The sequence below is a fragment of the Streptomyces sp. CBMA156 genome, assembly GCF_014596515.1.
Taxonomy (GTDB): Bacteria; Actinomycetota; Actinomycetes; order Streptomycetales; family Streptomycetaceae; genus Kitasatospora.
The window spans coordinates 1-17,115 of sequence record NZ_MSJQ01000259.1; the positions used below are offsets into that span (position 1 = coordinate 1).

16 protein-coding genes and 2 pseudogenes are annotated in these 17,115 nt (G+C 74.9%); 13 read left to right on the plus strand and 5 right to left on the minus strand.

What is annotated here, in order from left to right; translation table 11 throughout:
* Together BU198_RS21610 and BU198_RS21615 are read left to right on the plus strand one after the other, a co-directional pair.
* Nucleotides 1–1,483: pseudogene (locus BU198_RS21610) on the plus strand (hypothetical protein); the annotation flags it as partial.
* Nucleotides 1,484–1,625: 142 nt separating this feature from the next.
* Entirely contained in the window at nt 1,626–2,612 is a 987-nt protein-coding gene (locus BU198_RS21615) for an ABC transporter ATP-binding protein (protein WP_188298517.1), read from the plus strand.
* Between the two features lie 86 nt (nt 2,613–2,698).
* Here BU198_RS21615 and BU198_RS21620 read toward each other — a convergent pair whose 3' ends face one another.
* Both BU198_RS21620 and BU198_RS21625 read right to left on the minus strand, forming a co-directional pair.
* On the minus strand, nt 2,699–2,881 hold the full coding sequence (locus tag BU198_RS21620; protein WP_188298518.1) for a hypothetical protein: 183 nt from the start codon (nt 2,879–2,881) through the stop codon (nt 2,699–2,701).
* 166 nt (nt 2,882–3,047) lie between these two features.
* Nucleotides 3,048–4,595 carry an AMP-binding protein gene (locus BU198_RS21625; RefSeq protein ID WP_188298519.1) on the minus strand — a complete coding sequence of 516 codons (1,548 nt, stop codon included), beginning with the start codon at nt 4,593–4,595 and terminating at the stop codon, nt 3,048–3,050.
* Between the two features lie 179 nt (nt 4,596–4,774).
* Here BU198_RS21625 and BU198_RS21630 point away from each other — a divergent pair, with 179 nt between their 5' ends.
* The 3 genes from BU198_RS21630 (at nt 4,775) to BU198_RS21640 (ending at nt 7,027) form a co-directional block, all read left to right on the plus strand.
* Nucleotides 4,775–5,455 (plus strand): AAA family ATPase, encoded by a 681-nt coding sequence (locus BU198_RS21630; protein ID WP_411293219.1) that lies wholly within the window; start codon nt 4,775–4,777, stop codon nt 5,453–5,455.
* Between the two features lie 83 nt (nt 5,456–5,538).
* Nucleotides 5,539–6,288: a thioesterase II family protein gene (locus BU198_RS21635; protein ID WP_188298521.1), complete on the plus strand. Its 750-nt coding sequence runs from the start codon at nt 5,539–5,541 to the stop codon at nt 6,286–6,288.
* A 256-nt stretch (nt 6,289–6,544) separates the two neighbouring features.
* Nucleotides 6,545–7,027 (plus strand): hypothetical protein, encoded by a 483-nt coding sequence (locus BU198_RS21640; protein ID WP_188298522.1) that lies wholly within the window; start codon nt 6,545–6,547, stop codon nt 7,025–7,027.
* A 23-nt stretch (nt 7,028–7,050) separates the two neighbouring features.
* On the opposite strand, the pseudogene BU198_RS21645 reads toward BU198_RS21640, so the two are convergent.
* A pseudogene (locus BU198_RS21645) lies at nt 7,051–7,394 on the minus strand (IS5/IS1182 family transposase); the annotation flags it as partial.
* Between the two features lie 156 nt (nt 7,395–7,550).
* On the opposite strand from BU198_RS21645, the gene BU198_RS21650 reads away from it, so the two are divergent.
* From BU198_RS21650 to BU198_RS21680, 7 genes are all read left to right on the plus strand, one after another.
* Nucleotides 7,551–8,807, plus strand: a complete 1,257-nt coding sequence (locus tag BU198_RS21650) for a styrene monooxygenase/indole monooxygenase family protein (protein WP_188298523.1) — start codon at nt 7,551–7,553, stop codon at nt 8,805–8,807.
* Between the two features lie 226 nt (nt 8,808–9,033).
* A complete protein-coding gene (locus BU198_RS21655; protein WP_188298524.1) occupies nt 9,034–9,459 on the plus strand; it encodes a hypothetical protein in 426 nt (141 codons plus the stop codon).
* Nucleotides 9,460–9,707: 248 nt separating this feature from the next.
* Complete coding sequence (locus BU198_RS21660; protein WP_188298525.1) at nt 9,708–10,181, plus strand: NUDIX hydrolase; 474 nt, start codon at nt 9,708–9,710, stop codon at nt 10,179–10,181.
* A gap of 207 nt (nt 10,182–10,388) precedes the next feature.
* Nucleotides 10,389–10,844 (plus strand): archease, encoded by a 456-nt coding sequence (locus BU198_RS21665; protein WP_188298526.1) that lies wholly within the window; start codon nt 10,389–10,391, stop codon nt 10,842–10,844.
* 76 nt (nt 10,845–10,920) lie between these two features.
* A complete protein-coding gene (locus tag BU198_RS21670; RefSeq protein ID WP_317620242.1) occupies nt 10,921–12,348 on the plus strand; it encodes an RtcB family protein in 1,428 nt (475 codons plus the stop codon).
* Nucleotides 12,349–12,482: 134 nt separating this feature from the next.
* On the plus strand, nt 12,483–13,499 hold the full coding sequence (locus BU198_RS21675) for an ABC transporter ATP-binding protein (RefSeq protein WP_188298527.1): 1,017 nt from the start codon (nt 12,483–12,485) through the stop codon (nt 13,497–13,499).
* Complete coding sequence (locus BU198_RS21680) at nt 13,496–14,332, plus strand: ABC transporter permease subunit (protein ID WP_188298528.1); 837 nt, start codon at nt 13,496–13,498, stop codon at nt 14,330–14,332. Before BU198_RS21675 ends, BU198_RS21680 begins: the two co-directional genes overlap by 4 nt.
* Before the next feature lie 21 nt (nt 14,333–14,353).
* On the opposite strand, the gene BU198_RS21685 is transcribed toward BU198_RS21680, so the two are convergent.
* Nucleotides 14,354–15,265, minus strand: a complete 912-nt coding sequence (locus BU198_RS21685) for a LysR family transcriptional regulator (protein WP_188298529.1) — start codon at nt 15,263–15,265, stop codon at nt 14,354–14,356.
* Between the two features lie 238 nt (nt 15,266–15,503).
* Here BU198_RS21685 and BU198_RS21690 point away from each other — a divergent pair, with 238 nt between their 5' ends.
* Nucleotides 15,504–16,184 carry a type 1 glutamine amidotransferase domain-containing protein gene (locus BU198_RS21690; protein WP_188298530.1) on the plus strand — a complete coding sequence of 227 codons (681 nt, stop codon included), beginning with the start codon at nt 15,504–15,506 and terminating at the stop codon, nt 16,182–16,184.
* A 127-nt stretch (nt 16,185–16,311) separates the two neighbouring features.
* On the opposite strand, the gene BU198_RS21695 is transcribed toward BU198_RS21690, so the two are convergent.
* Nucleotides 16,312–17,115 (minus strand): carboxylesterase family protein (locus tag BU198_RS21695; RefSeq protein WP_188298531.1); only part of this gene is annotated, 804 nt, incomplete at its 5' end.

Sequence of the window (17,115 nt, forward strand, 5' to 3'; positions counted from 1 at the left end):
CTCCGTGCTGGCCGTGACCGCCGCGGCGGTGGCCGAGGTCCGCCGCCGGGGCGTCGGCCAGGCCGGCGACGGCGTCGACCCGCTGCTGGTGGCCGCCCCGCTGCTGCTCGCCGTCTCCGGCGGCCTGGTGCTGGCCAGGATCGAACCGCTCGTGGTCGGCTGGCTGGCCGCACTCGCCGGCCGCGGCCGCGGGCTGATCGGCTTCCTCGGTCTGGTGCGCGCCGCCCGCGACAACTCGGGCCGGCGCCGCCCCTCCGCGCTGCCGCTGCTCGCCCTGCTGATCGCCGTCACGGCCACCGGCTTCGGCGCCACCGTGCTCGACACGGTGGAGCACTCCAGGACACGGGCCGCGCGCATTGCCACCGGCGGTGACGTGTCCGTCGGCATCCCGGTCTACGCGACCCTGCCGGAGGCCTTCACCAAGGCGGCCGGCGAACTGCCCGGCGTCCGGGCCGCGACCGGTGCCTGGATCCAGGAGCGGGCCACCTTCATCGGCGCCGACCGGGGCACCACCGACGCCATCCTGGTGGTGGTCGAACCGAACGCCTACGCGGAGATCTCCCGCACCGCCGGGGTCGGCGGGTACGACCCGGCCAAGCTGGCGGGGCAGGGCGGCAAGGACGACCCGGTGCCGGCGCTGTTCAGCCGGGACCTGGCCGAGCACCTGAGCGCGGGCGCGCCGCAGGTGCGCACGCCCAGCGGCAGCCAGATGACCACCAGCGTCGCCGGGGTCGTCGCGGCCACGCCCGCGTTGCCGGACCCCGGCAAGCCCTTCGTCGTGGTGCCGGCAGGCCCCGCCGCGGAGCACCTGCCGGAACTCAAGCGGGCGAACCAGGTGAACAAGTGGTTCGCGGTCGGCGACGTCGACCCGGCGCAGGTCCGCGCCCTGCTGATGGAGCGCGGCATCGGTACCGGCAACCAGGCGACGGGCCTCGCCAAGCTGATCGCCGACGAGGCCAGGGCGGCGGGGAAGAGCACCGCGGGCCTGCCCCCCGGCTACGTGGTGCACAGCAGCAGCGAGACCGTCGCCGCACTCGCCGACGACCCGGTGCAGCGCGCCGCGGGGCGGCTGTTCTGGTTCGCGGGCCTCGCCGCCGCCGGGTTCGCCCTGCTCGCCGTGCTGCTGACGCTGATGCGGGCCGCGCCGGACCGCACGGCCGTGCTCGCCCGGCTGCGCACCATGGGCCTGCGGCCCCGGCAGGGCCTGGCGCTGATCATCGCCGAGGCGCTGCCGCAGACGCTGGCGGCGGCATTCGGCGGTGGGCTCGTCGCCCTCGCCGCGGTCGCCCTGATCGGGAGCGCCTTCGACCTCTCGGCGCTGGTCGGCGCCCCGGTCGGCGACACCCTGGCACCCGCGGTGGTGCCGGTGCTGCTGCCCACCGTCGGCCTGACCCTGGTGGTCTGCCTCGGGGTGGTGCTGGAGACGCTGGTCGCCGGCCGGCGCCAGATCGCCACCGAACTGAGGGCGGGGGAGCGGCAATGAGGCCGGGAACAGCGGCCGGTGCAGCGGCGGGCACGCCGGGACCGGCCGGGAGCGGGGTACGGGCCGTGACAGCGGCACGGGCCGCGGGGACAGTGGAGAGCGGTGCGATGAAGCAGTCAGTCGAGACAGGAGACGAGCGGTGATGAGCACTCCCCAGGAGCGGACGGTCGTCGAGGCCCCCAGCCTCCAGGAGCTCCAGCAGCGGGCCCTCGCCGCCGCTTCGCCCAAGGCGTACGGCGAGGGAGCGGCCATCGTCTGCGACCGGCTGGTGCGGATCTTCAGCGCCGAGGGGGTGGAGGTCCAGGCGCTCCAGGGCCTGGAACTGACCATCCGCCAGGGCGACCTGGTCGCCCTGGTCGGGGCCTCGGGCAGTGGCAAGTCCACGCTGCTCACGATCCTCGCCGGGCTGGACGTGCCGACCGCGGGCACCGCCACGGTGGCGGGCTGCGACCTGCTGGAGATGTCCGTCAAGGAGCGGCTGCGCTACCGGCGCGAGGTGGTCGGCTTCATCTGGCAGCAGACCGCCCGCAACCTGCTGCCCTTCCTGACGGCGGCCGAGAACATCGCCCTGCCGATGCAGTTGCGCGGCCGCCGCTCGGTTGCCGGCGGCGCCAGGCAGCAGGCGGCCAGGGTGGCCGAGCTGATGGAGGCCCTAGAGATCGGCGAACTCGCCCACCGCAAGCCCAACGAGCTCTCCGGCGGCCAGCAGCAGCGGGTGGCGATCGCGGTGGCGATGGCCAACAACCCGCCGGTGCTGCTCGCCGACGAGCCCACCGGTGAGCTGGACTCGGAGACGGCCGGGATCATCTTCGAGTCCTTCCGCACCGTCAACCGCGAACTGGGCGCCACCGTCGTGATCGTCACCCACGACCCGATGGTCGCGGGCGAGGTCCGCCGCACGGTCGCCATCCGGGACGGGCGGACCGCCAGCGAGGTGCTGCGCCGCACGGTGACGGACGAGCACGGCGAGGAGTCGGTGAACGAGCGCGAGTACGTGATGCTGGACCGCGGCGGCAGGGTGCAGCTGCCGGTGAAGTTCCTGGAGTCGCTCGGCATGGAGCACCGGGTGGCGGTCGACCTCGCGGCCGACCACATCGAGGTCCGGCCGGACGACATCGCCGGGCACTGACCGGAGCGCTCCGACGGTGGACCGGTGTCCGGGAGGCGGCCGTCGCCTCCCGAACACCGGGAGCCGGTGCCCGCCACCGGGGCCGGTCAGCCGTCGCCGCCCATCCGCTGGAAGAGGCCGCTGCCCTCCGCGTCGGAGCGGAGGTCGGGCGGTGCCTCCTCCGCGGCGCGCTCGCCGCGGGAGGTGGCGGTGCAGAGGGCGAAGACGATCAGGGCACTGGCCGCCACGGCGAGGATGCCCAGTGCGGTCAGGACGCGAAGCCAGGTCAAGGGAGTGCCTCCTGGGGGACGGTGCGGCCCGCACCGGCGTGCACATCGCCGCCGTGGATGTATCGGCAGATCGGGCCGCACGATCGAGTGCCCACGGACGGTTCTTCCCGCCGGGTGGCGCACGAGAGGTCGCCCGCGTGGGCGCTTGAAGCACTCGTGGGGCGCGTCACACCTCTTCGCGCGCCCCTGCGGTGGCGGCCCGTCCGATCCCGTCGTCCAGCTGGGCCCGCAGGGCGTCGAGGTCCGGCTTGCCGAGGCCGTTCAGCGGGATCACGGGCAGCAGCAGGAGGGTGTCCGGGGCGCGGCGCCCGAGGCCGTGCTCACGGCCCCAGCGGTGCAGCTGTCCGGCCGTCAGCCGGGAGCCGGGGACGAGGGCGACCGCGGCGTGCACCCGTTCCAGCCGGTCCGGGTCGGCGGTCGTGAACATCACCGCCTCGCGCACCTCGGGGTGGCCGCGCAGCGGCTCTTCGATCTCGCGGGGGAACACATTGTGCCCCTCGACGACGGCCATCGGGTCCCGGCGCCCGGCCACCGTCAGATAGCCGGTCGCGTCCACACTGCCCAGGTCGCCGGTGTGCAGCCAGCCGTCCCTGAGCACCCGTTCGGTCAGCTCCGGGTCGCGCCAGTAGCCGGCCATCGCCGTCGGCGTGCGGACGCGGATCTCCCCGGTCGCCCCCGGCGGCAGCTCGGCGCCGTCCTCGTCCACGACCCGCAGACCGGTGTCCGGGTACGGGCGGCCGGCGGTGGTCAGCAGCCTCGGGGACAGGTGCTCGTCCGGGCCCAGCCGGGTGACCGGCCCGCACTCCGTCAGGCTGTAGGTCTGGTGCAGCACCCGGCCCAGCCGCCGGGTCGCCTCGGCCAGCCGCCGCGGCGAGGGCGCGCAGCCGGTGTAGCCGACCCGGCGCAGGCTGCCGGTGTCGGTCGACGGCAGCAGCGGGTGGTCCAGCAGCCGGTAGAGCAGGTGCGGCGGCAGGTACATCCGGGACACCCGGTGCCGCTCCACCGCCGCCAGGACGGCCCCGGCGTCGAACCCGTCGTGCAGTACCACCGTGCCGCCGGCCGCCAGCGCCAGGTCGGCCGTGGTGCCGCCGCCGTGGCAGAGCGGGGTGCAGAGCAGGAAGACCGAGCCGGACAGCAGCGGCGGGCGCGGCGGCCGGGCGAAGCGGCGCAGCACCCCCTTCGGGCGCCCGGTGGTCCCGCCGGTGAACCGCACCGCCATCACGTCCTCCGGCCGGTACCGGGGTTCGAGCGGGGCCGGGGAGCAGCCGGCGGCGAGGTCCAGGAGGTCCGCCCCGGGCCCGAGCGGCGACGGGCCCAGGGAGAACAGGGCGGCCGAGGGCACGGCCCGGGCGATCCCGTCGGCCGCCGCCGCGCACCGGAGCGGGTCGTAGACCAGTGCCGAGGTCCCGGCGAACGCCGCCAGCGCCACCTGCTCCGCGACCGGCCCGTCCGGGAACGGCAGCGCCACCCGGCAGCCCAACTGGTTCGCGGCCAGCCGTACCAGCAGCGCCTCCGGCCGGTTGCCGGCCAGCACCGTCACCCCGTCCCCGCGCCCGAGCCCGGCCCGCTCCAGCGCCCGGGCGGCGCGGTGGACCAGGTCCAGGCACCGCTGCCCGGTCCACGTGCCGTCCCCGAACCGGATCGCCACCCGGCCGGGATCGCGCGCCAGCCCGTCCAGGACCAGCCCGGTGTACGTCGGACCCGTCTCCGCCATGGCCCGCCTCCTGTCTGACGGTCCGTCAGCGTAGTGGATCCCCGGCCCCAGGAATGCCCCGCGGTCGATCCGGGCCACCCGGGCACCGCTGGGCCCGGGCCCGGACGCGGCCGGGGCGGGCGGACCGTCGGACGCTGTTGTTAGGGTTCCCGGGCGGAAGTGAACGGAGGCTCGGGCGGGTGGGCAGCGGGGTGGATGCGGTCGTGGTGCCGAGCGGCGTGGTCGACCTGCGGGGCGAGGCCGGGGCGGGGTTCGTCACCGCCTACCCGGCCGACGCCGTCGTGGTCGTGTCGGGACTGCCGGGAGCCGGGAAGAGCACACTGCTGCGGCGCTGGTCCGGGGCGGCCGTCAGGGCCGTGGACCCGCGGACGGCGCACGAGGCCTGCGAAGCCGTGATGCCCGCGGCCCTGCCGTACGCCGTATACCGGCCGTGGGCCCGGCTGGAGCACTTCCGGCTGCTGCGCGCCTCGGTGCGCGGCGGCGGTCCGCTGCTGGTGCACGACTGCGGCAGCCGCGCCTGGATGCGGCGCTGGCTGGCCAGGGAGGCGGGACGCCGGGGCCGGCAACTGCACCTGGTGCTGCTGGACGTCGGCGCCGCCACCGCGCTGGACGGGCAGCGGGCGCGCGGCCGGCACGCCTCCACCCGGGTCTTCGCCCGCCACCGCCGAGGCCTGGAGCGCCTGTTGGCCGCCTTCACCCGGCACGTGCGCTCCGGCGGGCCGATGCCGACACCGGAGGCCTCCTCGGTGCTGCTGCTCGACGCCGTCTCCCGCTCCCGCGCGACGACGGTGCGCTTCGGGCCGGCGGGCCGGGCCGAGCCGGGCGGGCACCGGCGGAAACCGGCCGACCAAGGGCCATGATCGCCGGAACGCCCCCGCCGCCACTCCCGGCACTGCCAGACTGGGGCCAGCAGAGTCCGCCACGGAGAGAGGTCACACCCCGCATGCCCAGCGCCGCCGTCGACAATCCGTGGTTCCGCCGGTTCAACCCGTCCGACTCCGCGCCCGCCCGGGTCGTGATCTTCCCGCACGCCGGCGGCTCGGCCAGCTACTACCTGGAGTACTCCAACGCCCTGGCGCCGCACGCCGACGTGCTCGCCGTCCAGTACCCGGGCCGGCAGAACCGCATCGGCGAGCCGACGATCGACTCGGTGACCGGGCTCGCCGAGCAGCTCTACCGGGAACTGCGGGACTGGACGGACCTGCCGCTCGCCTTCTTCGGGCACAGCATGGGCGCCGCCGTCGCCTTCGAGACGGCCCGGTGCTTCGAGCGTGACGGCGTACGGGGGCCCGACCGGCTGTTCGTCTCGGCCGTCCGCGCGCCCTCGGTGCCCCGGGAGAGCCGGATGCACCGGCTGCCGGACGGGGAACTGCTCGCCAAGATGATCGAACTCGGCGGCACCGACGAGCAGATCCTCGCCTTCCCCGAGCTGCGCGACATGATCCTGCCGAGCCTGCGGGCCGACTACACGGCCATCGAGACCTACCGCTGCGCCCCGGACGCGACCGTGTCGCTGCCGATCACCGCCCTGGCGGGGGACGACGACCCGAACGCCACCATCGAGCAGGTCTCCCTGTGGGAGGGGCACACCACCGGCGCCTTCGACCTGCGGGTCTTCCCTGGCGGGCACTTCTACCTGGCCGACGAGACCGAGGCCGTGGTGCGGGTGCTCACCGCTCACCTGCGCGGCTGAGGGAGTGTCGGGTGATTGACCAACCGCGTGGGGTGACTTTCGGATGGTGATCTTCGCGGGCGCCTCGACTGCGAAGATCACCACCATGTGTACGTGTTCGTGCGAGCCGTTCACGATGCCCCGCGCGAGCGGGTGCGGGCGGCCGACGGCCGGGACCCGCAGCCTCGGCCGCCGTGCCGACGGGGCAGGAGCGGACGGTCCTGCGGACGGGACTGAACCGGGTGGGGACGACAGCGCGTCGAATGGTCAGTAGTGCTTGACCACCACCACCGAGGAGATACGGATGATGAGGATCAAGAAGACCGCCGCCGTCGCGATGGCACTCCTGAGCGCGACGCTGGGCGGCGCGGTCGCCACCGCGACGGCGGCACAGGCCGTCCCCGCGAAGTTCCCCCGCGTCCACTGCAGCACCACCAAGATCGAGGTGAGGTCCCTCGACGTGGCCGGCGGCCCGGTCAAGTGCGGCGGCGCGCTGGGTGACCCCCTCTACTACACCATCAACGGCGTCGACCACGTCTTCGCGGTCGGGACCGACAACGCCATGTGGGTGCGGTGGATCAGCCCGTCGGGCGTCCTCAGCGACTGGGTCTCGTTCGGGGGCGACCTCGCGAGCGAGATCCGGCTGTACGTCGACGGCTCCGGCACCCTGGACTTCCGCGCCCGCTGGGCTGACGGCCACCTGTACGAGATCACCCGCAACGACAACGGCTCATGGATCAACTGGCGTCGCCTCGACTGAGAAGGCGCCGGGTGACTGGGTAGTCACTCGTTCTTGAGGTCGTCGGCGAGGCGGCGGGCTGCTTCGGTCTCGATGGGGCCGCGCGGTTCGATCGCCTCGCCGGCGAGGCGGGCGGCCATGAGGCGGATCATGGCGACCTCGGTCATCGCTTCGGCGTGCGCGGTCTCGCGCCCGTCATCCCGTGCCAACCGTCCGTACCGTCCCAGTCAGGCGAATGTCCGCTCCACCGCCCACCTGCGGGGCAGTACCCGGGACCCTTTCACATCCGCGTCGCGGGGCACCGCGACGACCTCCAGGCCTTCGTGCGCGGCCCCCGGCCCACCAGACCGGCATCGACGGCATTGACGTAGCCGCCATCCAGCCAGAGCCGCTGAGCCGGTACGGGCGGGCGCTCCGGCCGGCCACCTGGCCGCCGACCACCCGGCCGTCCGTCGAACGGATGTGTCCGCACCGGTGACCGGAGCGTGGCCGCTCGACTACTGTGCCTGGTTGACGGACAGTCAGCGGAACCCCAGGAGGACATGTGCGCCGGATCGCCGTCGTCGGAGCGGGCCAGGCGGGCCTCCAGCTCGCGCTCGGGCTGGTGGCGGACGGGTGCCGGGTGACGCTGGTCGCCGAGCGCACCCCGGAGCAGCTGCGCGGCGGCCGGGTGCTCTCCACCCAGGCGATGTTCGGCCCGGCGCTGCGGATCGAGGCGGCGGCCGGGCTGGACCTCTGGGCGGACCGGGCACCGGCCGTCTCCTCGGTGGCGGCGGTGCTGGCGGCGCCCCCGGGCGTACGGGCGCTGGAGTACACTATGACGCTGGACGAGCCCGCCCAGTCGGTGGACCAGCGGCTCAAGCTGGCCGGCTGGCTGGAGCTGCTGGCCGAGCGCGGTGGCGAGATCGAGTACCGCGCCCTGGACCGCGAAGGGCTGCACGAGCTGGCCCGCCGGCACGAGCTGACCGTGGTCGCGGCCGGGCGCGGCGCACTGTCCGGGGTCTTCGCCCGCGACGCCGCCCGCTCGCCCTTCGACCGGCCGCAGCGGTCGCTGTCCTGCCTGTACGCGCACGGCGTCGCCTCGCCCGATCCGGCCGCCGGGCCGCAGGCCCGGATGAACGCCCTGCCCGGCCTCGGTGAGCTGTACCTGCAACCGGCGCTCACCCTCTCGGGGCCCTGCGACATCCTGCTCTGGGAGGCACTGCCCGGCGGCCCGCTGGACGCGTTCGGCGACGCCCCGCCGCCGGACGTCCACCTGGCCAGGATCCGGGAGCTGTTGGCCGAGTACCTGCCCTGGGAGGCGGAGCTGTGGACGGCGGCCGAGCCGACGGACGCCGGGGCCGGGCTGTCCGGCGCGGTCACCCCGGTGGTCCGGCACCCGGTGGCGGAGCTGGGCTCCGGAGTGGACGCCGTCCACGTGCTGGGCCTCGGCGACGCGGTGGTGGTCACCGACCCGATCACCGGGCAGGGCGCCAACAACGCGGCCCGGGCGGCCGAGGCCTACCGCCGGGCGATCGTCGAGCACGGCGACGCCCCCTTCACGGCCGACTGGATGTGCCGCACCGCCGAACGGTTCTGGCAGCAACAGGCCCGCCACAGCGTGGAGTTCACGGCCGCCATGCTGAACGTGCCGGACCACCTCCAAGGCGTGTTCGCGGCCGCCGCCGAGCACCCGGAGGTCGGCCGCCGGCTCGCCAACACCTACGCCGAGCCGAGCGACCACGCGGCCTGGCTGGCCACCCCGGAGCTGACCGCCGCCTACCTGGCCTCCCTCGGGGCCAGGACCCAGGCCCTTTCCTGAAGCTACCTGACCCTGATGGGGCACAGTATCGCCAGCCGACACTCGCCCCTCGATACCTGAAGTGACGCCCCCGCGCGCAGCCGGCCCAACCGACCGCCGAATCAGGACCACCATGACTGCCAGCGCGTCCCGTACCCCCAGGCGAATCATCGCCACCGCGCTCCTGCTCGCGGCGCTCGGCGGATGCTCATCCGCCCACCCCGCCAACAGAAGCGACACACCACCCGTGAAATCCAAGACCGACGCCCAGGCCTGGGCGCAGCAGATCACCGAGCACATGGCCCGGACCGCCGGAATCGAGACCGACCCGGCGACCGTCGACGCGTTCTTCTCCCCGTGTACCGGCAAGGAGGGTGAAACCGCCTCCGACGACCGGTACATCCTGATGTACAGCGTGAAGAGCCAGGTGCCAAGGGCACAGCACCCGGAGGCGGTCAGGAAGATCCGCGACATGCTGGCCGGCGAGGGCCTGACGGTGAAGGGCTACCGCGAGACCGTGGACAGCAAGCCGGACGCACTCGTCGACGCCTTCCATCCCAACCGCCGGTACTCCGCGACGGCGTCCTCCTCCGGCAGCTCGGATCGCATGTACCTGAGGATCACCACCCCTTGCCTGCTTCCGTCCGCCGAGAGATCCTCCCCCGCTTCCTGAATCCGGCTTCCGACGGCCCCGCGCCGGACGCCACGGCTTGAACGGTGTCCTCAAAGGCCCTGGATCCGGCCGCGGATCCGGCCGCGGCACACCGCCGGCCATCGCCCCGGCCGGCGGCAGCCGCCACGACGTCACCCGGCTCCTGCCGCTCCGGAACGCCATTCCCCGTATCCGTGGCAGGGCCGCCCAACCCGTGCTCGGACCTTGGAGGTTGGGATACGGTCCGTCGGGAGGTGTGAGGTGTGGGGATGAGTTTCCGGTTGGCGGCGTATGCCGTGTGCATCGAGGACGGACAGGTGTTGATCGCCCGTCACGTGTCACCCAAGGGCGAATCCACCTGGACTCTTCCGGGCGGCAGGGTCGAGCACGGAGAGGATCCGTTCGACACCGTGGTCCGGGAGGTGGCTGAGGAGACCGGCTGCGAGGCGGTGGTCGAACGTCTGCTGGGTGTGGATTCAAGGGTGATCCCTGCGGCCGAACGGGCCGTCCCCGGCGGACCCGAGCATCAGAACGTCGGCGTCTTCTACGGTGTCCGGATCGTCGCCGGCCGACTCCGGCCCGAGCCGAACGGCGGGATCGCCGAGTCGGTCTGGACTCCGATCCCCGATGTCGCCGATCTGCGTCGGTCATCGCTGGTCGACATCGGCCTCGCCTTGGCGCGGACACTTCCGGCAACCGGCCACGTTGCTCCTGTCCCGGTCGGTGGCCTGATCCAGCACTGAAGCCACCACCAACACCCCCTGGAGAGCTCGGCTGTCGTCCGGCCGGGCGGCGCCACGAGAGTCAGGCCTGCGGCGACGTCGTGGCCCACGGTGAGGCCGAGGGCCCGCCCCTGGTCGGCCCCGGCGGGGCCGACCCGCACTTGCCCCCGGGCGGCCCGCGGGACGACGCTGGAGGGAAGACGGCAACGGGTGCGGGAGGTGTCGCTCGTGGCAGGACACCAGCCCGCGGGCCGGTCCGGACGCGGCCACCGGAGCGTGCCGCACACGGCGGACCTGCGGGTCGAGGCCTGGGCGCCGACGGCCGAGGGCTGCATCGGCGAACTGGTGCACGCCGTCGTCGGCAGCTTCGCCGACCTCGGCGGCGCGCGGATCGTCGGCGAGCGCGCCTGCACCGTCCTCGCGGTGAGCGACCCGGACCTGCTCGCGGGCGTCCTGGAGGAGGTCGTCTACCGGATGGACGCCGACGGCGAACTGCCCGTCGCGGTGGCGATCGGCCCGATCGAGGGCCTGGACGGCGCCCGCAGGGTGACCGCCCGCTTCCGGATGGCCGACGCCTCCACCGCCGCGTTGGTCGGTGCCGTGCCCAAGGCCGTCTCACTGCACGACCTGGACCTGAGCGCCGGGCCGGACGGCTGGACCTGCCGGGCCACGGTGGACGTCTGAGCCGCCGGTGCCGGCCGGCGGGACGAGCGGGCGGGACGAGCCGGCGGGAGCGGCAGAGCGGAGCGGGGTGAGCGAGGTGGAGATCGCACTGGCCGAGGCGGGCCGGTACCGGTGGCGGATCGAGCCGCGCCCGCCGATGCGGGTGCCAGGGGTGGTGTTCGCGTCCCGCGCGCTGCTGCCGCAGGCCGCCGGGGACAAGGCGCTGGAGCAGGTGGCGAACGTGGCGACGCTGCCGGGGATCGTCCGCGCCTCCTACGCGATGCCCGACGTGCACTGGGGCTACGGCTTCCCGATCGGCGGGGTCGCCGCCACCGACGTCGAGCGGGGCGGGGTGGTCTCGCCCGGCGGAGTGGGCTTCGACATCTCCTGCGGGGTGCGGCTGCTGGCGGCCGGCGTCGGCCGGGACGAACTCGGCCCGGAGCGGATCGGGCGCCTGATGGACCTGCTGGACCGCACCGTCCCGCGCGGGCTGGGCCGGGGCGGCCTGTGGCAGCTTTCCGGATCGGAGGAACTGGACGACCTCCTGCTCGGCGGCGCCCGGTACGCCGTCGAGCACGGCCACGGCGTACCCCGCGACCTGGAGCGCTGCGAGGACGGCGGCGTGCTGCCGGGCGCGGCCCCCGGCGAGGTGAGCACCCGGGCCGTCGAGCGCGGGCTGCACCAGGTCGGCAGCCTCGGCTCGGCCAACCACTTCCTGGAGGTGCAGGCCGTCGACCGGATCCACGACCCGGCGACCGCCGCCGCCTTCGGACTGCGGCCCGGACAGGTCTGCGTCATGATCCACTGCGGCTCGCGTGGCCTCGGCCACCAGATCTGCACCGACCACGTCCGCGCCATGGACCGCGAACTGCACCACCACCGGATCGAGCTCCCCGACCGCCAGCTCGCCTGCACCCCGGTCGACTCCCCGCGCGGCCGCGCCTACCTGGGCGCCATGACCGCCGCCGCCAACTACGGCCGGGCCAACCGGCAACTGCTCTCCGAAGCGGCCCGCCGCGCCTTCGCCACCGCGCTCGGCGTCGGACTGGAGCTGGTCTACGACGTCTCGCACAACCTCGCCAAGCTGGAGACCCACGAGGTGGACGGAGTGCCCCGGACGCTGTGCGTGCACCGCAAGGGCGCCACCCGGGCACTGCCGCCCGGCGACCCCGAGCTGCCCGCCGACCTGACGGAGGCCGGGCAGCCGGTGCTGGTGCCGGGCACCATGGGCACCGCCTCGTACGTCATGGTCGGCCTGCCCGGCAACGAGGCCTTCCGCTCCGCCTGCCACGGCGCCGGGCGGCTGCTGAGCCGCCACCAGGCGCTGCGCACCGTGCGCGGGGAGGAACTGAAGCGCGATCTGGAGGCCAGGGGCATCGCGGTGCGCCCGGCCTCCTGGCGGGCACTGGCGGAGGAGACGCCCGAGGCGTACAAGGACGTCGACGCGGTGGCCGCCGTCACCGAGGCCGCCGGGCTCGCCCGGCAGGTCGCCCGGCTGGTGCCGTTGGGCGTCTGCAAGGGGTGAGCCTCGGGGCGGCCCGGGCGCGTCCCTCGACTCGCCCGCCCGGGCACGCTTGGATGCGCATCGGACGCATCGCGGACGCATCGCTCGCAGGGGCGCGGCCCGCACGGGAGCGCCAGCCGTCACAGGAGGTGGTCATGCCGGGGAACCCCGACGCAGCCGTGGACCGCCGGGGCCCCGGCGACGGCCCGGTGATCGAACTGCGCTCGCTCACCAAGCGCTACGGCAGCACGGTCGGCATCGAAGAGCTGGACGTCTCGGTCGAGGCCGGCGAGGTCTTCGGCCTGCTCGGCCCCAACGGTGCGGGGAAGACCACCACGCTGCGCTGCCTGGTCGGCCTGCTCGGCCCCAGCGACGGGCAGGTGCGGGTGCTCGGCCTCGACCCGGTGGCCGACCACGGCCGGCTCGCCCCCTCGATCGGCTACCTGCCGGGCGAACTGCGGCTCTACCCCGAACTCACCGGGCAGCAGACCCTCGACCTGCTCGCCGCCCTCCAGGGAGCCCCGGTGCCGCGCCAGGGCGAGCTGTGCGGGCGGCTGAAGCTCTCCCGGGCCGACCTGGCGCGCCCGGTGGGGGAGTACTCGCGGGGCATGAAGCAGAAGCTCGGGCTCGTCCAGGCGTTCCAGCACCGGCCCCCCGTGGTGGTGCTGGACGAGCCGAGCGAGGGGCTCGACCCGCTGGTCCAGGAGACCTTCTACGAACTGCTCGCCGAGGAGACCGCGGCCGGGCGGACCGTCCTGCTCTCCAGCCACGTGCTGCCCGAGGTGCAGCGGACCTGCGGCCGGGTCGCCATCGTCCGCCAAGGCCGGCTGGTGACCGTCCGCTCGGTGGCCGGACTGCGCCAGGCCCGGGCTCGCCGGGTCCGGCTGCTCCTCGCCGACGGGCGGGGCGCCAGGCCGCTCGGTGCCGCCGAGCGCTGGGCACCGCGCTGGGACGGCCCGCGGGTCGAACTGCTGGTGCCGCCGGACGAGGTGGTCGGGGCGGTGCGCACGCTGCTCGCCGAGCAGTCGGTGACCGACCTGACGGTGGAGGAGGCGGGCCTGGACGAGGCCTTCCTCGACCTCTACCGCTCGGTCGGCACCGAAGGCCGTACGGACGAAGACGGCCGGCCTGACCAGGAAGACGGCCGCCCTGACCAGGAGGAGCGGCCGTGAACCCGGGCACCGTCAACCGCCGCCTCCCGCTGGTCTGGCTCGCCCTGCACCGGCGGCGCCGGATGCTGCTCTCCCTGCTGCTCGGCATGGTCGTCTTCGAGACCCTGATCGTGGTGATCGCCGGGACCATCCCGCCCGGCGACCTGTTCGGCGCCGAACGCCGCAACCCGCCCGGTGCCTTCCGGGCCTTCAGCGGCTCCAACGGCGACGTCTCCATCGCCAGCTACCCGGGCCTGCTCGGCGCCGGACTCACCCACCCGTTCTGGATCGCCCTCCAGCTCACCGTGATCGGCTCGCTCGGCGCCGCCGCCGTCGCGGCCGACGTCGAGTCCGGCACCATCGAGCTGCTGATGACCCGCCCGGTCTCCCGCCGCCGGCTGCTCGCCGAACGGGCCGGCGCCCTGGTCGCCGCCACGGTGCTGCTCAACGCCGCCGCCACGCTCACCCTCGCGCTCGGGGTGGCGTTCTCCGCGAAACTGCGCGAGGCCGTCCCGGTGACCGCGGTGCTCACCGCCGGACTGCTCGGCTGCGCCCTCGCGTTCTGCCTGACCGGACCGGTGCTGGCGGTCTCCGCGCTCAGCCGGCGGCGGGCCCACGTGATCGGCGCGGCCGTCGCCTTCGGCGCGGTCGGCTTCGCGCTCAACTTCGTCGCGCTGGCCTGGTCCCCGGCCAGGCCGCTGCGCTACCTCAGCCCGTTCCACTACTACGCGCCCGGCGACGTGCTCGGCCACGGCGGGGTGCCGTGGGCGTCCTTCGGGGTGCTGATCGGGGTGGGGCTGCTCGGGCTGGCCGCGGCCTTCCGGCTGCTGGAGCGGCGGGACCTGGCGGTCTGACGCAGGGGCGCGCCGCGGTGGTCAGTTCCAGCTACGGGCGGTGGCCAGCAGGCGCTCGCGGACCAGGCCGACGTGCGGGTTGGCCGAGCCGGCCGGGCGGCGGACCAGGTAGGCGGTGTTGATCGGCGGATCGGCCGGCTCGTGCAACAACCGCAGTGCCCCGGAGGCGAGTTCGGCCCGGCACAGGTAGCCGGGCAGCACGCTCCAGCCCGCGCCCGCGGTCACCGCCGCGAGCACCGCCCGCAGGTCCGGCACGGTGACCGCCGCCCGGGTGTGCAGCCGCCGGCCGAAGACGTGCCGCCAGTAGCGGCGGGCGATCGGCAGGTCCTCGGCGTAACTGAGCAGCGGGACCTCGGCCAGCGCGTCGGGCAGTTCCCGGCCGGCCAGCCGCTCGGCCCAGACCGGGGCCGCGACCAGGACGAACTCCTCGTCGGCCAGCGGTTCGGCGAGCAGCGTCCGGCCGCGCGGGCGCCGGGTGGCGACCACCAGGTCGTGCCGCCCGGCGCGCAGTTCCGCCAGCAGCGGGTCGGTCAGCCCGCTGCTCACCCGCAGCTGGACCCCCCCGGCGACCAGCGGGGCCAGCTCCGCCAGCAGCACGGTGCCGAGGAACTCGGCCGGCCCGGCGAGGTGCACCGGCTCCGGCACGCCCCCGCCGCGCCCGTCGGCGAGCCCGGCGAGCCGGTCCAGCGGCCCGGACAGCCGGGCGGCGAGGTCGTCGGCGTACGGCAGCGGGCTGACCCCGCGCGCCCGCCGTTCGAACAGCTCCCGGCCGAGCCGCTGCTCCAGTGCCCGGATCTGCGCGGTCACCGTGGACTGGGACAGGCCCAGCAGGTGCGCGGCCGCGGTGAAGGAGCCCGCGCGGTGCACGGCGAGGAAGGTGCGCAGCTGGTTGAGGTCCAGGGGGCCCGAGCCGGTGGCCGGCCGATCGCTCATGCCGGTGAGCCTACGGGATTCCGATGGCTCGACGACGGGCCGGAAGGTGAGGTCGTCGGCCGGTTCGACGGTCGGTGCGTCGCCCGGTCCGACCGGTCCGGGTGAGGTATCGGAATCCCGATGTCCCGTATCGCGTGGCCCATTGGTCCCCGCGGGCCGGGCGCGTCTAGCGTCGACGCCGTGAGCGCCGCGGCGGGCCGTCGCGGCACAGACCGCGGCACCCCTGGAGGCATCACCCATGGCCGACATCCTGTTCGTCCTGACCGGTTCGAGGTCCTGGACCCTGAACGACGGCACCGCGCACCCGACCGGCTTCTGGGCGGAGGAGGCGGTCGTCCCGTACCGCGCCTTCACCGAGGCCGGCCACCGGGTCACCGCCGCCACCCCGGGCGGCGTCGTCCCGGTCGCGGACCGGGCCAGCCTGACCGACCCGGCGATGGCCGAGGAGGTGGAGAAGATCGCCGAGTTCCGGCAGCCGCTGGTGCTGGCCGAGGTGGACCCGGCCGACTACGACGTCGTGTACTACCCCGGCGGTCACGGTCCGATGGAGGACCTGGCGGTCGACGCCGACTCCGGCCGGCTGCTCACCCGGGCGCTGGCCTCCGGGCGCCCGCTCGGGGTGGTCTGCCACGGCCCGGCGGCGCTGCTCGCCGCACGGACCGCGGACGGCGGGTCGCCCTTCACCGGGTACCGGGTGACCGGCTTCACCAACGCCGAGGAGACCCAGGCCGGCCTGGCCGACCGGGCGCCCTGGCTGCTCCAGGACCGGCTGGCCGGGATCGGCGTGGACTTCGAGGAGGGCGAGCCCTGGGCGCCGCATGTGGAGGTCGACCGCAACCTGGTGACCGGTCAGAACCCGGCCTCCTCGGCCCTGGTGGCCACCGAGCTGCTGAAGCTGCTGGACGCCTCGGCGGCGTAGCGGCCGGACGGTGGGGCCCGGCGGACGGTGGGGCCCGGCGGACGGTGGGCTTCGCCGGACGGGCGGGCGAGCGGTGTGTACGGGTGTGCCGTCCGTGCGAACCGCTCGCCCGGCCCGGGTGTTGCCGTCAGCGCAGGTCGTAGGCGGTGAGCGGGTGCCCCGCCCAGATCCGGCGGGCGGTCTGTTCCGGGTAGCGGACGGTCCGGGAGCGGGCGTCCAGGACCCGGGTGAGCTGCTCGTCCGGATCGAAGGCGGGCCACCCCGGGTCGCCGGTGGTGGCGAACCGGACCCAGGCCTGCCGCAGTTCCGCCGAGACCCGGACCACCTCCGGCGCGGGCGGGTCGCCGAGGAACTGTCGCGCCGTCGGGCTGTCCAGGGAGCCGAAGGCGAGCGGTACGTCCAGGCTGTGGCAGGCGCCGAAGACGCCGCCGAGGGCGGCGGCGGGCAGGGCGAGTTCGAAGAGGTACGAGGTGCCGCCGGCCGCCGCGTTGGCCTCGGCCAGCCGGAGGGACGGCACCCGGAACAGGGCGTCGGAGCAGACCGCTTCGAGGAGTTCGGAGGGGGTCGCCCCCGGGAGGGCGGTCCGGTAGGCGTCCGGGCCGTCCGGCGCCGGGGCGAACAGCTCAAGGGCGAGGCGTGCCTCCTTCTCGGTGAAGCCGCCGTGCCGGCCGCTGAGGACGCTGAACAGGCGGAACTCGTCCCGGGTGTGACCGGCCAGCAGCTCGACGCCGTCGCCGAGCGCCGACCACGGGGACCCGGGCAGCACCTCGCCGTCGACCACCGGGACGGTGGCGATGCCGCTGTGCGCCAGTCGGCCCCAGCGGGCCAGGTGCTCCGGCAGCGCGGCGCCGAGTTCGGTGACCGCCGCGGCCAGGCGCCAGGGGTGCACCTCGGCCAGCGCCGTGGCGGTGGGGGCCGTGCCGAGCAGCCT

Bases quoted from the DNA above. Each gene is read 5' to 3' on its own strand.
- BU198_RS21615 (WP_188298517.1), top strand. From the start codon at position 1,626: ATGAGCACTCCCCAGGAGCGGACGGTCGTCGAGGCCCCCAGCCTCCAG.
- BU198_RS21625 (WP_188298519.1), bottom strand. From the start codon at position 4,595: ATGGCGGAGACGGGTCCGACGTACACCGGGCTGGTCCTGGACGGGCTG.
- BU198_RS21635 (WP_188298521.1), top strand. From the start codon at position 5,539: ATGCCCAGCGCCGCCGTCGACAATCCGTGGTTCCGCCGGTTCAACCCG.
- BU198_RS21660 (WP_188298525.1), top strand. From the start codon at position 9,708: ATGAGTTTCCGGTTGGCGGCGTATGCCGTGTGCATCGAGGACGGACAG.
- BU198_RS21675 (WP_188298527.1), top strand. From the start codon at position 12,483: ATGCCGGGGAACCCCGACGCAGCCGTGGACCGCCGGGGCCCCGGCGAC.
- BU198_RS21685 (WP_188298529.1), bottom strand. From the start codon at position 15,265: ATGAGCGATCGGCCGGCCACCGGCTCGGGCCCCCTGGACCTCAACCAG.
- BU198_RS21690 (WP_188298530.1), top strand. From the start codon at position 15,504: ATGGCCGACATCCTGTTCGTCCTGACCGGTTCGAGGTCCTGGACCCTG.